Genomic DNA, 12,438 nt, shown 5'->3' with positions numbered 1-12,438 from the left:
CGTCGGTGACCTCCCGCACCCCTCGCGGGCGCCGTTCGCTGGGGCTCGGGATCGCGGTCGCGGCACTCGCGACCGCGATCCTGCTCAGCGTCCTCGTGGGGTCTCACCCCGTGGGCCCGACGGACGTCTGGCAGGCACTCACGAGGCCCGATGACTCCGTCACCGATCTGGTCGTCCTCGATCTGCGGATCCCCCGCACCGTGGCCGGACTCGTCGTCGGTGTGGGGCTCGGCGTCTCGGGCGCTCTCATCCAGGGCCTCACCCGCAATCCCCTCGGCGATCCGGGCATCCTCGGCGTCGACGCGGGCGCGGCGCTCTTCGTCGCGATCGGTGTCCTGCTCGGCGCTCGCACACCTGTGCAGTACCTCCCGTTCGCGTTCCTGGGAGCCCTGATCGTGACCGCCCTGGTCTACCTGATCGGCTCGGCGGGACGTGGTGGCGCGGATCCTGTCCGGCTGACCCTCGCCGGCGTCGCCCTTGCCGCTGTGCTCAGCGGCATCACGACCGCGATGATGCTCCTCGATCCGGTCACCTTCAGGCAGCTCCGCGGCTGGAACGCCGGGTCCTTCGTTGAACGCGGCTTCGACGTCATCCTGCCCGCACTCCCCTTCGTCCTCGCGGGCGTCGTCATCGCGCTGTTCAGTGCGAGGTCGCTGAACGCCCTGGCGCTGGGCGAGGATCTCGCCTCCTCACTCGGCACGCGCCTCGTGCGCACGCGCGTGCTCGCCGTCGTGGCGATCACCCTGCTGGCGGGTGCGGCGACCGCGATCGCCGGACCGGTCGGCTTCGTGGGCCTCATGGTGCCCCACATCGCGCGCTGGATCGTCGGCCCCGACCAGCGGTGGATCGTGGCGTACTCGATCCTGATCGCGCCGGCCGTGCTGCTCACCTCCGACGTGATCGGTCGCGTGATCCTCTGGCCGAGTGACGTCCCGGTCGGGATCGTCACCGCGTTCATCGGTGCGCCCGTGCTGATCCACCTTGTGCGGCGCGCGAAGGCGAGCGCACTGTGACCGGGGTCGAGACGGGACCGCGCGCGGTCGTGTGTCGGCGGCGCTCGCTCTCCCTCCGTGTCCGGCTGCGCACGATCGTCGTGTGCGGGGTGTTCTGCGTGGTCCTCTTGGCCCTGGCGTTGCTCGCGCTGTGTCTCGGCGATCTGCCGCTGTCGGTCGACGAGGTGGCGTCGGCGTTCCTCGGCGGACCGAGCACCCTGGTGCAGACGGTGGTGCTCGAATGGCGCCTCCCACGGGTCCTCGCCGCCCTCCTGTTCGGAGGAGCCCTCGGGCTCTCCGGTGCGATCTTCCAGTCCCTCACCCGGAACCCCCTCGCGAGCCCCGACATCATCGGGCTCACTGCGGGATCGTACGCGGGCGGTCTCATCGTGACCATCGTGATCGGCGCGGGCGCCGGGTCGGCAGCCGTCGCGGGCGGCGCCATCGGTGGCGGGCTGATCGCCACAGCGCTGGTCTACCTCCTCAGCTACCGTCGAGGCGTCCAGGGCTTCCGTCTCATCGTCGTGGGCATCGGTGTCTCGGCCATGCTCGAGGCGCTCAGCTCCTACCTCGTACTGCGGGCGAAGCTCGAAGTCGCGATGCTCGCCACCGTTTGGGGTGCCGGCTCGCTGAACAGCGTCGGTTGGGCGCAGTTGCTTCCGGCCGCAGTCGTGATCCTGACCATCATCATCGCCCTCGGTCCGCTCGGTGGTTCGCTCCGCCAGCTCGAGCTCGGCGACGACGCGGCGAAGGCGCTGGGCTCGCGGGTCGAACGTTCGCGGCTCGGTCTCGTGGCGTGCGCCGTCGCGCTCACGGCTGTCGTCACGGGCGCGGCCGGACCCATCGCCTTCGTCGCCCTCGCCGCCCCGCAGATCGCGCAGCGGATCACCCGCACCGCCGGCATCGCACTGGTGCCGTCTGCTCTGCTCGGGGCGCTCGTGCTACTGGCATCCGACGTCGTCGCGCAGCACCTGCTGCCGACGTCGCTGCCGGTGGGGGTCGTCACCGTGATCGTGGGTGGCGGTTACCTCGTCTGGCTCCTCGTCCACGAGATCCGGAGACGCTCGTGACCGTTCTGTCGTGAGGACCGGGGATACCCCCTCACCGCATCGATCGGCGGCCCTCTAGCCTGATGCCGAAGAGCCGACGCAGCCCACGCGACGGCGGAAACGAGGCACGATGTCGCTCCCTCCCGCCCCCGATCCCACCCGGACCACGAAGCGCTTCATCCTCGCCGCCTTCAGCTTCGTCGCGCTGATGGCGTCCGGCGTCGGTGTGGTCGCCTGCTCGATCGGCCTCGCCGACACCGGCCATCCCGCCATGATCGTCGGGCTCGCCGGAAGCGTGCTCGGCATCGCCGCCGCCTTCGTCGTGATGTGGACGGCCCTGCGCGCCGAACGCTGACGACGCCAGAGCGTTCAGGTCGGGAACGGCGAGGCTGATACGCTCTCGCAGGTCTGCGTTCGCGTCGCCACCCGGGTCGTGACCGGGGTCGGGGACGTGCTCATGCGCAGCGGGGCGTGAGGAGTCGCAATGAGCATGGAGAGCGCGGCCTGGAGCTCGCTGTACAAGATCTCGACCGCCAAGGACGGGAAGCACGGCATCTCCCGTGAGTCCGTGCGGCGCATCATGACGTTCGCGGTGCCCTACCGGTCCAAGTTGCTGGTCTTCATCGCCCTCTCCGTCGCGGGAGCATTCCTCGCGGTCGCGACGCCGGTGCTCGCCGGCCAGGTGGTCGATGTCATCGTCGCCCGGGGCGAGGTGGCCACGATCGTCCGGCTCGCCGTCGTCATCGCCCTCGTGGCCGTGGCGGACGCCGCCGTGTCGCTCGTGACGCGCTGGTATTCGGCGCGAATCGGCGAAGGCGTGATCCTGGACCTCCGCACCGCCGTCTTCAACCACGTGCAGCAGATGCCGATCGCGTTCTTCACCCGCACCAGGACGGGCGCGCTCGTGAGCCGCCTCAACAACGACGTGATCGGCGCGCAGCAGGCCTTCAGCGGCACGCTGTCCGGCGTGATCACGAACCTCGTGGCCCTGATCCTCACGCTGATCGTCATGCTCAGCACGTCATGGCTCGTGACGGTCCTCGCCGTGGTGATGCTCCCCATCTTCCTGGTACCCGCGCGCCGCATGGGTAGCCGTCTCGCCGCGCTGCGTCGCGAAGCCGCCGACCACAACTCGGCCATGAGCACGCAGATGACCGAACGGTTCTCAGCGCCCGGTGCCACGCTCGTCAAGCTGTTCGGTCGACCGGATCAGGAGGCTGAGGAGTTCCGCGTCCGTGCCGCCCGCGTCCGCGACATCGGCGTCCGGACGGCGATGCTGCAGTTCGTCTTCTTCACCGCGCTGATGCTCGTCTCCGCCCTCGCCCTCGCCCTCGTGTACGGCCTCGGCGGCATCCTCGCACTCGCCGGGCAACTGGACACCGGTGAGGTGGTCACCCTGGCGCTCCTGCTCACCCGCCTCTACGCACCGCTGACCGGCCTCGCGAACGCCCGGGTGGAGATCATGAGCGCGGTGGTCAGCTTCGAGCGCGTGTTCGAGGTGCTCGACCTGGAACCGCTCATCCTGGAGAAGCCCGACGCCGTCACCGTCGCCGATGGTCCGGTGTCCGTCGAGTTCGACGACGTCCACTTCGCCTACCCGTCGGCGGACAAGGTGTCCCTGGCCTCTCTGGAAGAGGTCTCGACGTTAGACACCCGCGGCGGCGAGGAGGTGCTGCACGGCGTCTCCTTCCGGATCGAGCCGGGGCAGACCGTCGCCCTCGTCGGCTCGTCGGGAGCGGGTAAGTCCACGATCGCGCAGCTGCTGTCGCGGCTGTATGACGTCGACGAGGGCGCCGTGCGTCTCGCGGGGACGGACGTTCGCGATGTCGCCTTCGCCTCCATGCGGCACACCCTGGGCATGGTGACGCAGGACGGTCACCTGTTCCACGAGACCATCCGCTCCAATCTGCGTCTCGCACGTCCGGAGGCGTCCGAGGACGAGGTGTGGGACGCCGTCCGCCGCGCGCGGCTCGAACCGCTCATCCGGTCCCTGCCGGACCAGCTGGACACCATGGTGGGCGAGCGTGGCTACCGACTCTCCGGTGGTGAGCGCCAACGGATGACCATCGCGCGGCTGCTCCTCGCCCAGCCGCGCGTCGTCATCCTCGATGAGGCGACAGCGGCACTGGACTCGACCTCGGAGGCGGCGGTGCAGGCGGCGCTCAGCGAGGCCCTCGAAGGCCGGACGGCGATGGTCATCGCGCACCGGCTCTCAACCATCCGCAGCGCGGATCTGATCCTCGTGGTCGAGGACGGCTCGATCGTGGAGCGGGGCACGCACGACGAGCTGCTGGCTTCCGGCGGGCGGTACGAAGAGTTGCACCGGACGCAGTTCGCCGTCCAGAAGAACCTGGCAGCGGATGAGGAGACACCGAGCGGGACCTGACCGCGGTCGCCCCCCTCGCAGCCTCCGGGCCGATGGGTTACCGGAGACGCCTGCGCAAGAGCAGGGCGGCTCCGCCCGCGAGCAGGCCGGCGGCGACGACGCCGGCCCCGCCGAGCTGCCAGCCCGTCAGCGCCAGGTCTCCGTCAGCGGAGGGTCGTGCTGCGGCCGACGGGCTCGGCGACGCGATCGCCCCTGCTCCAGGACCTCCCAAGGGCGGGCCAGCGGTCGGAGTGGCCGTCGGAGGGACCGGCTCAACTTGAGCGCCGGGAACGGACCAGGTTCCCGCGGCGAACGTGACGGGCAGGGTCGCCGCCGTGACCACCGATGACGGGATGCCTGACTCGAGAACGAGGCACTCGAGCGCGAGGGTCGCATCTCCCTGTTCGACGCCACCGTCCACGACCTCCTGGAACGAGATGGCCATCGGCACCTCGACCGGCTGCCCGGCGGCCACCGTGACGGTCGGAGACGTGACGACGGTGACCCCTCCCGCCGTCACGGAGAGTCGGGCGGCGTCGTCCGCATCGGCTGGGCAGCCCGCGGCGAGCACCGCGGAGCCGAACGACGGGACGGCGCGCGCGTCACCTGACGTGACCGCGGCGCCGGCGGTGTCGCGCAGCGTGAGCGGTGCCGGCGCCGAGGCGGCGACGGCAGCACCAGCGCCGGTGAGGCAGAGCACCGCGCTGGCGCTGAGCGCTGCCGTGACGAGCAGGGTGCGCCCTGCGGCACGGAGCGGAGAACGGTGGATGACGCGAACGGTGGAAGACATCGGGACCTTTGGTGGGTGCGGTGGGCCTCCGGGACGGGGATACCCGGTGACGCCAGGACTATCGCCCACGCAGGTGAATGGGTCGTGAACGCGGGGCGTCACTCGTGGCACCGGCCGTTGGGCCGAGGTTCACCTCCGCTGCCTACGATCGGCGCGTCCGTCCGATGAAAGTGATGCCATGCCCTTCGATCCCCGCCCCGAGCAGCCCGCGCCAACCGGTGGCTCATCCTCCGTGCCCGAGGTGAAGCGGGGCGCATCGGCCCGGCCCGGCCTCTCCCGCCGGTCCTTCCTGGGGGTTTCCGTCGCTGCGACGGTCGCAGTGGGAGCGACCGCCCAGGGGCTCGGGAGCGCGGCTTCTGCCCAGGGCGCGCCGCTGCCGTCGGCGTCGGCAGTCGTCGACCCGGATGCGCTCTCCTGGCTGGTGTTCGACCACCACGTGCACTCGGTCTACTCGCACGACGCCAAGTACCCGATGACGACGATCCTCGATCAGGCGCAACGTTTCGCGGTCGACGCGATCGCCTTCACCGAGCACAGCAACAAGGGACATGCCAATGTCGGCGGGGTGTTCAACGCGGCACGCGAGATCGACACCGCGCGGGCGGCTCGCCCCGACATGCTCGTGCTCCAGGGCCTCGAGTGGTACATCCCGGGAGCCGAGCACGCGACCGTGCTGATCGCGCCCGGGCCCCAGACGACCCTCGTGTTGCGCCGCTTCGAGCTCGACCACGACGGCAAGCTCAACGGATGGGAGAAACCGCGCCCCGGCACCGAAGACGCCGCCGAGTGGCTCGTGCACGCGACCGACGGGATCGCCTGGCTCGGCGCCCAGAAGCGTGCAGGCGTCATCGACGACGTGATCGTCCTGGCGAACCACCCGAGCCGCCTCGGCATCGACTCGCCCGGCGAGCTCCGTGCCTGGCAGGACGCCGACCCCGAGGTGTTCGTCGGCATGGAGGGCGCTCCCGGCGCCCAGGCCGGAGCGATCGCAGCGAACGCGACCGAACGCTCACGGCGTGGCGAGTACGAGAACACCCCCAGCGAGTTCTCCTTCCCCGGCTACCCCGCGGAGGCCTATCTGACGCACGGCGGGTTCGACTGGACGACGGCCGTCGTCGGCGGCGTGTGGGACTCGCTCCTGAGCGAGGGACGGCGCTGGTGGATCACCACGAACAGCGATCTGCACCTCAAGGAGTCCGACGCGACCCGCGTCGGCGACTTCCCGACCGGGCCGGGCTGGGAGTCCGGGGCGACGCTCGCGAACTTCAACCGCGCCGGCCGTCGGCCGGACCCGATCGCCACGGACACACCCCAGAACGGCGCCGACTTCTGGCCGGGCGAGTTCAGTCGGACGCACGTCGGGGCCGTCGACCGGTCGTCCGTCTCCCTGCTCGACGCGATCCGGGCCGGCCGTGTCTGGGTCGACCACGGGCACCTCGTCGCCGGGCTCTCCGTCGTGCTCCGTGCCACCGACCAGCCGGAGACCGGCGTCACCTTGGGTGGGACCCTCACCGTCGAAAGCGGCACAGCCCTCGAGCTCGTGGTCGATGTCACGCCCACGACGACGCCGACCTCGCGGGGCACGACGCCGAGACTCGCGCACCTCGACCTGATCCGCGGGCGCGTCACCGGGCTCGTCGCCGACCGTGACGAACAGCGCGCACCAGGCACCCGAGTCGTCGAGATGCTCGACGTCGCCGACCGCAGCGACTCCCCGTTCCGTGTCGTGGTGCCCCTCGAGCCGGCCACTGAGGACGGCTACGTCCGCCTTCGCGGCAGCGATGGCCAGGTGCACGGGGTCGGTCCGCTCGGCGCCGAGGTCGACTCACGTGCACCCCAGCCGTACCCGGTCTCCCCTGCGGACCCATGGGCCGACACCTGGCTGTACACGAATCCGATCTTCGTCAGCGTGCGCTGAGCCCGGTCGGGCCCGGTCCGTGCCAGCGACCCGGATCCGTCCACGCATGTCGTCAGGTTGTCCTCGCATCAGTACGTCTGGAGTTCGTTTGGGTGGCCGCCCAGCTCGCGAGCAGTGCGAGCGCCTGTTCCGAGGATGAGTCCGGTTCCGCGCCGTAAGCGACGAGTGAGAGGCCATCGTCGGCGGTGAGGTCCATGGCTTCGAAGGTGAGTTCGATGCCGCCGATGACGGGGTGGTGGATGCGTTTCTTACCGGCGCGGTGGGCGTGGACGTCGTGCGCGGCCCAGCGGACCCGGAAGTCTTCGCTCCGGGTGGACAGTTCGCCGATCAGATCGGTGAGCCGTTTGTCATAGGGCCGTCGGCCGGCTTCACCGCGAAGTGAGGCGACGAGGTCGGAAGCAAGGCGGTCCCAGTCGGGGTAGAAGTCCTTCGAGCGAGGGTCGAGGAACGTGAACCGCGCGGAGTTCGGCGTCCCTGCCGGGTCGATGAACATCGGTGCGTACAGTGCCCGTCCGAGCGTGTTGGTGGCGAGCATGTCGGATCGTCCGTTCCTGATGACGGCGGGGGCACCCATGCTGTCGAGGAGTCGTTGGATCGTCGGGCGGACCCGGTTCGCGGGTGTTCGTCGGCGTGCGACCGGGGAGGCGTTCGCGGCGTGAGCAAGATCGAGCAGGTGGGCGTGCTCGGCCTCGTCGAGTTGCAGGGCGCGTGACAGCGCTTCGAGGACGCTCTCGGAGACGCCGGCGAGGTTGCCGCGTTCGAGCCGGACGTAGTAGTCGACGCTGACACCGGAGAGCATCGCGACCTCCTCGCGGCGAAGCCCCGCGACGCGCCGCTGGCCGCCCAGGTCCGGGAGCCCAGCGTCGTGCGGCGTGAGTTTCGCACGTCGACTGGTCAGGAACTGCTGCACCTGCGCTGTGATGTCCACCCTGTAACGGTACGTCGCCGCGATCGCTCGTGGGAGGTACCGTCCTTAACTCCCACCCCGCTGGGCCGTGCTCGTAGCGTCGAAGTATGGACACTTTCACTCTGAACAACGGCGTCGTCATCCCCGCTCTCGGGCTCGGCGTCTTCCAGACCCCGCCGGATGAGACCACCGCCGCGGTCACCGCCGCCCTGCAAGCCGGCTACCGCCACATCGACACCGCGGCCGCCTACGCGAACGAGCGCGGGGTCGGTGACGCGATCGCCTCATCCGGCCTCGACCGTTCCGAGGTCTTCATCGAGACGAAGATCTGGATCAGCGACTACGGCTACGACGAGACGTTGCACTCCTTCACCAAGAGCGCCGGCAAGTTGGGTGTCGAACAGCTCGACCTGCTCATCCTCCACCAGGCTCTCCCGAGCGAGTTCGAGCAGACCATCGGTGCGTACCGGGCCCTCGAACAGCTCCTCGCCGACGGCAAGGTCCGGGCGATCGGCGTGAGCAACTTCATGGTCGATCACCTGACCCGCCTCCTCGACGCGACGAGCGTCGTGCCCGCGGTCAACCAGATCGAGGTCCACCCGCACTTCCAGCAGCGCGAGGTCCAGGCGTTCGGTACTGAGCACGGCATCCTCACCCAGGCGTGGTCACCGATCGGCGGCATCACGTCCTACCGCGACGCTGCGCGACCGAGCTTCGACGAACCCGTCATCCTCGGCATCGGTGAGCGGTACGGCAAGTCGGCCGCTCAGGTGATGCTCCGCTGGCACATCCAGCAGGGCCGCCAGGTCATCCCGAAGTCCACCAAGCCCGAGCGCATCGCGGAGAACCTCGACGTGTTCGACTTCGCCCTCACCGATGACGAGCTCGCGCAGATCGACGCCCTCGAGACCGGCGTCCGCGGCGGCCCCGAGCCCGAAGCAGTCACCCTCGGGGCCTTCGGCCGCGAGATCCCGGAGGCCTGACCCACGCTCGGCCGCTGGACATCGCAAGCACCCATCCCGGGCACCCACGCACAACCGTCTCCGATGAGAGGACACCTCATGAAACACACCCGTCTCGGCAACTCAGGCCTGAAAGTTAGCCGCATCGCGCTCGGCTGTATGAGCTTCGGTGACCCCGCCAGCGGCCACCTGCCATGGTCCCTCCCGAAGGACGATGCCCTGCCGTACTTCCGGCAGGCACTCGACCTCGGCATCACGTTCTGGGACACCGCGAACGTCTACTCCTACGGCGATTCCGAACGTATCGTCGGCGAAGCGCTCCGGCAGTTCACGAACCGCGACGAGATCGTCCTCGCCACCAAGGCCCACTTCTCCGACACCCCCGGCACCGGCCCCGGCCTGCAGGTCGCCGGGCTGTCGCGGAAGGCGATCATGCAGCAGATCGACGCGTCCCTGACCCGCCTCGGCGCCGACTACGTGGACCTTTACCAGATCCATCGCTTCGACCCCGAGACCCCGATCGAAGAGACGATGGAGGCCCTCCACGACGTCGTCAAGGCCGGCAAGGCGCGCTACCTCGGCGCGTCAGCGATGTGGGCGTGGCAGTTCGCGACGATGCAGCATGCTGCGGACATGCACGGCTGGACCCGGTTCGTGTCCATGCAGGACCAGTACTCGCTCCTCTACCGAGAGGAAGAGCGCGAGATGTTCGGTTTGCTCGCAGACCAAGGCGTCGGCAGCATCCCCTACAGCCCCCTCGCCAAGGGCCGCGTCGCCCGCCCTGCCGGCGAGCAGACGCAGCGCTCCTCCGACGACCCGGTCGGTAACAGCTTCTTCGCTGACTCCGAACGGGACCGCCCCGTGATCGACGCCGTGCAACGCGTCGCGGAGAGCCGCGGTGTCCCCATGGCGCAGATCGCGATGGCGTGGGTGCTCAGCAACCCCGTCGTCGCAGCCCCCATCATCGGAGCGACCAAGCCCCGCCACCTCGATGACGCCGCGGCAGCCGTCGACATCGACCTCACCCCAGAAGAAGTCACCGCACTCACCGAGCACTACACCGTCCGTGCCGCCGGCGGGTTCTGACGGGAAGGCGACATCCGAATCGGCCGAAAGGTGACCCGAGATGCGCATGATCTCGGGGAGCTTCCTTCGGTGGGCCCTGCCGGGATCGAACCGACGACATCCACGGTGTAAACGTGGCGCTCTACCAGCTGAGCTAAAGGCCCGCGATCGGATGGAACCATCCGATGCGACTCGTCGAGTCTAGCCGGAGTCCCCGTCGGAGCCGGAACGCTCCACAACCCTGGTCCGCGCGCATCCGTCGCGACACCGGACGATCGGTCGGGCGCGGTGACGGTCGCTGGCCGTACGATCGAGGGGATGGATACGACGATCCCCACCCCGTACGAAGACCTCCTGCGCGACACGCTCGAGCATGGCGCCACCAAAGGCGACCGCACCGGAACCGGCACGCGCAGTGTGTTCGGCCGCCAGCTCCGTTTCGACCTCTCCGAGGGCTTCCCGCTCATCACCACCAAGCGGGTGCACTGGAAGTCCATCGCCTACGAACTCCTCTGGTTCCTCCGCGGCGACGGCAACGTCCGCTGGCTGCAGGAGCACGGCGTCTCCATCTGGGACGAATGGGCCGACGACCAGGGCGAACTCGGTCCCGTGTACGGCGTGCAGTGGCGGTCCTGGCCGACCCCCGACGGCTCGCACATCGACCAGATCTCGCAGGTCATCGACCAGCTGCGCACCGATCCGAACTCGCGCCGCATCATCGTCTCCGCCTGGAACGTCGCCGACATCCCCAACATGGCGCTCGCCCCGTGCCACGCCTTCTTCCAGTTCTACGTCGCCGACGGCAAGCTCTCCTGCCAGCTCTACCAGCGCAGCGCAGACCTCTTCCTCGGCGTTCCGTTCAACATCGCCAGTTACGCGCTCCTCACCCACCTCGTCGCCGAGCAGGTCGGCCTCGAGGTCGGCGACTTCGTGTGGACGGGCGGCGACTGCCACATCTACGACAACCACGTCGAGCAGGTGACGGAGCAGCTCACGCGCGCACCGTTCCCCTACCCGAAGCTGCGCATCAATACGAAGCGCGACAGCATCTTCGACGTGGAGTACGACGACCTCGAGATCGTCGACTACCAGCACCACCCCGCCATCCGCGCGGCCGTCGCCGTATGAGCCTGGCACTCATCTGGGCCCAGGCCCACGACGGCGTCATCGGCGCAGACGGCGACATGCCCTGGCACGTCCCCGAAGACCTCGCGCATTTCAAGGCGCTCACCGGGTCGGACGCGGTGATCATGGGTCGCCGAACCTGGGATTCACTCCCCCCGCGGTTCCGTCCGCTCCCAGGACGCCCGAACATCGTCGTCACCCGCGATCACGCGTGGTCCGCCGACGGCGCGATCGTCGCGCACTCCCTGGAGGATGCATTCGAAGCGGCACAGCTCGTCGGCAACGGCCAGGCCTGGGTCACCGGCGGCGCGGGTCTCTTCACCGAAGCGCTCGCGCTTGCCGACCGGCTCGAGGTGACCGAACTCGACCTCGACGTCGCGGGCGACACCTTCGCACCGACCATCGGCGAGGAGTGGGTGCCGGTCACGATCGATCCGGCGCACGGCTGGTCGGAATCCCGCACGGGTGTCCCCTACCGGTTCATCCGCTACGAGCGCGCACCCGAGGTCACGATCACCGGCTGAGACGCCCGGCGATCCGGATCGACCAGAGCGAGCCCCGACTCAGGCCGGCTGACGCAGCTCTTCGAGCGCGGCGCGGTAGGCCGCGAGCGAGCGGGCTTCGCCCGGTGCCGTGATGAAGCTCTCACGGATGATGCCCTGCTGGTCGATGAGGAAGGTCGCACGGTTCGCGAACCCCTTCTCCTGCAGGAACACCCCGTACTCCTTGGCGACCTGGCCGTGCGGCCAGAAGTCGGCGAGCAGCTGGAAGCCGTACTGCTCCTGCTCCGCCCACGCGCGCAGCGTGTGCTTCGAGTCGACGGAGATGCCGACGAGCGTGACCTGGTCGTCCGTGAACAGGCTGAGGTTGTCGCGCAACTCGCACAGCTCCCCCGTGCAGGTGCCGGAGAACGCCAACGGGAAGAAGACGAGGGCGACAGCCGAACTGCCGCGGAACTGACTCAACCTGACGAGTTCACCGAACTGGTTCGCCAGTTCGAAGTCGGGTGCCAGGGTGTCGTTCTCGAGTGCCATGAGGGTCCTTTCAGGCGGGTTCGCCTGCTCCGGATCGCCCGAGCGGTGGACGGGTCCGATCCGGTCACACATCCTAACCCCGCACCGCAGCTGCACAAACCCGGAGGGGTGCGCCGCTCGGTCACCGTTCCCTGGGGTGACCGGATAGGGTGAAAGGTGGCGCCCGCGTCCATACCCATCAGGACGCATGGAGTTCACCATCACAACCCAGGCACGATCTGCCACGAGAGA

General features: G+C 69.2%; 12 protein-coding genes and 1 tRNA gene. 9 read left to right on the top strand and 4 right to left on the bottom strand.

What is annotated here, in order from left to right; translation table 11 throughout:
* The first annotated feature begins 5 nt into the window (after positions 1 to 5).
* The 4 genes from EAO79_RS12995 to EAO79_RS12980 all read left to right on the top strand — a co-directional run bounded on the left by EAO79_RS12995 (position 6) and on the right by EAO79_RS12980 (position 4,427).
* The gene (locus EAO79_RS12995; protein ID WP_206428235.1) at positions 6 to 1,013 is read left to right on the top strand and encodes an iron chelate uptake ABC transporter family permease subunit; all 1,008 of its coding nucleotides are present in this window, start codon (positions 6 to 8) and stop codon (positions 1,011 to 1,013) included.
* The gene (locus EAO79_RS12990) at positions 1,010 to 2,062 is read left to right on the top strand and encodes an iron chelate uptake ABC transporter family permease subunit (RefSeq protein WP_124769232.1); all 1,053 of its coding nucleotides are present in this window, start codon (positions 1,010 to 1,012) and stop codon (positions 2,060 to 2,062) included. The genes EAO79_RS12995 and EAO79_RS12990 overlap by 4 nt, the downstream gene beginning before the upstream one ends.
* A 109-nt stretch (positions 2,063 to 2,171) precedes the next feature.
* Positions 2,172 to 2,396: a hypothetical protein gene (locus EAO79_RS12985; protein WP_079705792.1), complete on the top strand. Its 225-nt coding sequence runs from the start codon at positions 2,172 to 2,174 to the stop codon at positions 2,394 to 2,396.
* Between the two features lie 129 nt (positions 2,397 to 2,525).
* Positions 2,526 to 4,427, top strand: coding sequence for an ABC transporter ATP-binding protein (locus tag EAO79_RS12980; protein ID WP_124769231.1), 1,902 nt, complete (start codon positions 2,526 to 2,528; stop codon positions 4,425 to 4,427).
* A 37-nt stretch (positions 4,428 to 4,464) separates the two neighbouring features.
* Here the strand turns inward: EAO79_RS12980 and EAO79_RS12975 are convergent, their stop codons facing one another.
* Entirely contained in the window at positions 4,465 to 5,196 is a 732-nt protein-coding gene (locus tag EAO79_RS12975; protein WP_124769230.1) for a hypothetical protein, read from the bottom strand.
* Between the two features lie 178 nt (positions 5,197 to 5,374).
* On the opposite strand from EAO79_RS12975, the gene EAO79_RS12970 reads away from it, so the two are divergent.
* On the top strand, positions 5,375 to 7,114 hold the full coding sequence (locus tag EAO79_RS12970; protein WP_124769229.1) for a PHP domain-containing protein: 1,740 nt from the start codon (positions 5,375 to 5,377) through the stop codon (positions 7,112 to 7,114).
* A gap of 52 nt (positions 7,115 to 7,166) precedes the next feature.
* Here the strand turns inward: EAO79_RS12970 and EAO79_RS12965 are convergent, their stop codons facing one another.
* A complete protein-coding gene (locus EAO79_RS12965) occupies positions 7,167 to 8,042 on the bottom strand; it encodes a helix-turn-helix transcriptional regulator (RefSeq protein ID WP_124769228.1) in 876 nt (291 codons plus the stop codon).
* An 86-nt stretch (positions 8,043 to 8,128) separates the two neighbouring features.
* Here EAO79_RS12965 and EAO79_RS12960 point away from each other — a divergent pair, with 86 nt between their 5' ends.
* On the top strand, positions 8,129 to 9,004 hold the full coding sequence (locus EAO79_RS12960; protein WP_124769227.1) for an aldo/keto reductase: 876 nt from the start codon (positions 8,129 to 8,131) through the stop codon (positions 9,002 to 9,004).
* Between the two features lie 78 nt (positions 9,005 to 9,082).
* Positions 9,083 to 10,069: an aldo/keto reductase gene (locus tag EAO79_RS12955; protein WP_124769226.1), complete on the top strand. Its 987-nt coding sequence runs from the start codon at positions 9,083 to 9,085 to the stop codon at positions 10,067 to 10,069.
* 70 nt (positions 10,070 to 10,139) lie between these two features.
* Here the strand turns inward: EAO79_RS12955 and EAO79_RS12950 are convergent.
* A tRNA-Val gene (locus tag EAO79_RS12950) sits at positions 10,140 to 10,212 on the bottom strand.
* A 154-nt stretch (positions 10,213 to 10,366) separates the two neighbouring features.
* Between EAO79_RS12950 and EAO79_RS12945 the strand changes: the two genes are divergently transcribed.
* Together EAO79_RS12945 and EAO79_RS12940 are read left to right on the top strand one after the other, a co-directional pair.
* The gene (locus tag EAO79_RS12945) at positions 10,367 to 11,176 is read left to right on the top strand and encodes a thymidylate synthase (RefSeq protein ID WP_124769225.1); all 810 of its coding nucleotides are present in this window, start codon (positions 10,367 to 10,369) and stop codon (positions 11,174 to 11,176) included.
* Positions 11,173 to 11,697 (top strand): dihydrofolate reductase, encoded by a 525-nt coding sequence (locus EAO79_RS12940; protein ID WP_124769224.1) that lies wholly within the window; start codon positions 11,173 to 11,175, stop codon positions 11,695 to 11,697. Before EAO79_RS12945 ends, EAO79_RS12940 begins: the two co-directional genes overlap by 4 nt.
* A gap of 39 nt (positions 11,698 to 11,736) precedes the next feature.
* On the opposite strand, the gene EAO79_RS12935 is transcribed toward EAO79_RS12940, so the two are convergent.
* A complete protein-coding gene (locus EAO79_RS12935; protein ID WP_064293656.1) occupies positions 11,737 to 12,207 on the bottom strand; it encodes a peroxiredoxin in 471 nt (156 codons plus the stop codon).
* Between the last annotated feature and the right edge of the window lie 231 nt (positions 12,208 to 12,438).

Source organism: Plantibacter sp. PA-3-X8 (assembly GCF_003856975.1).
Lineage (GTDB): Bacteria > Actinomycetota > Actinomycetes > Actinomycetales > Microbacteriaceae > Plantibacter > Plantibacter auratus.
Note: the sequence above shows the minus strand (reverse complement) of the source record. Positions and strands in the feature narration are given on the sequence as shown.

What these genes read in the sequence shown, in the direction of transcription:
- EAO79_RS12940 (WP_124769224.1), top strand. Translation starts at nt 11,173, where the DNA reads ATGAGCCTGGCACTCATCTGGGCCCAGGCCCACGACGGCGTCATCGGC.
- EAO79_RS12935 (WP_064293656.1), bottom strand. Translation starts at nt 12,207, where the DNA reads ATGGCACTCGAGAACGACACCCTGGCACCCGACTTCGAACTGGCGAAC.
- EAO79_RS12985 (WP_079705792.1), top strand. Translation starts at nt 2,172, where the DNA reads ATGTCGCTCCCTCCCGCCCCCGATCCCACCCGGACCACGAAGCGCTTC.
- EAO79_RS12975 (WP_124769230.1), bottom strand. Translation starts at nt 5,196, where the DNA reads ATGTCTTCCACCGTTCGCGTCATCCACCGTTCTCCGCTCCGTGCCGCA.
- EAO79_RS12955 (WP_124769226.1), top strand. Translation starts at nt 9,083, where the DNA reads ATGAAACACACCCGTCTCGGCAACTCAGGCCTGAAAGTTAGCCGCATC.
- EAO79_RS12960 (WP_124769227.1), top strand. Translation starts at nt 8,129, where the DNA reads ATGGACACTTTCACTCTGAACAACGGCGTCGTCATCCCCGCTCTCGGG.
- EAO79_RS12970 (WP_124769229.1), top strand. Translation starts at nt 5,375, where the DNA reads ATGCCCTTCGATCCCCGCCCCGAGCAGCCCGCGCCAACCGGTGGCTCA.
- EAO79_RS12980 (WP_124769231.1), top strand. Translation starts at nt 2,526, where the DNA reads ATGAGCATGGAGAGCGCGGCCTGGAGCTCGCTGTACAAGATCTCGACC.
- EAO79_RS12945 (WP_124769225.1), top strand. Translation starts at nt 10,367, where the DNA reads ATGGATACGACGATCCCCACCCCGTACGAAGACCTCCTGCGCGACACG.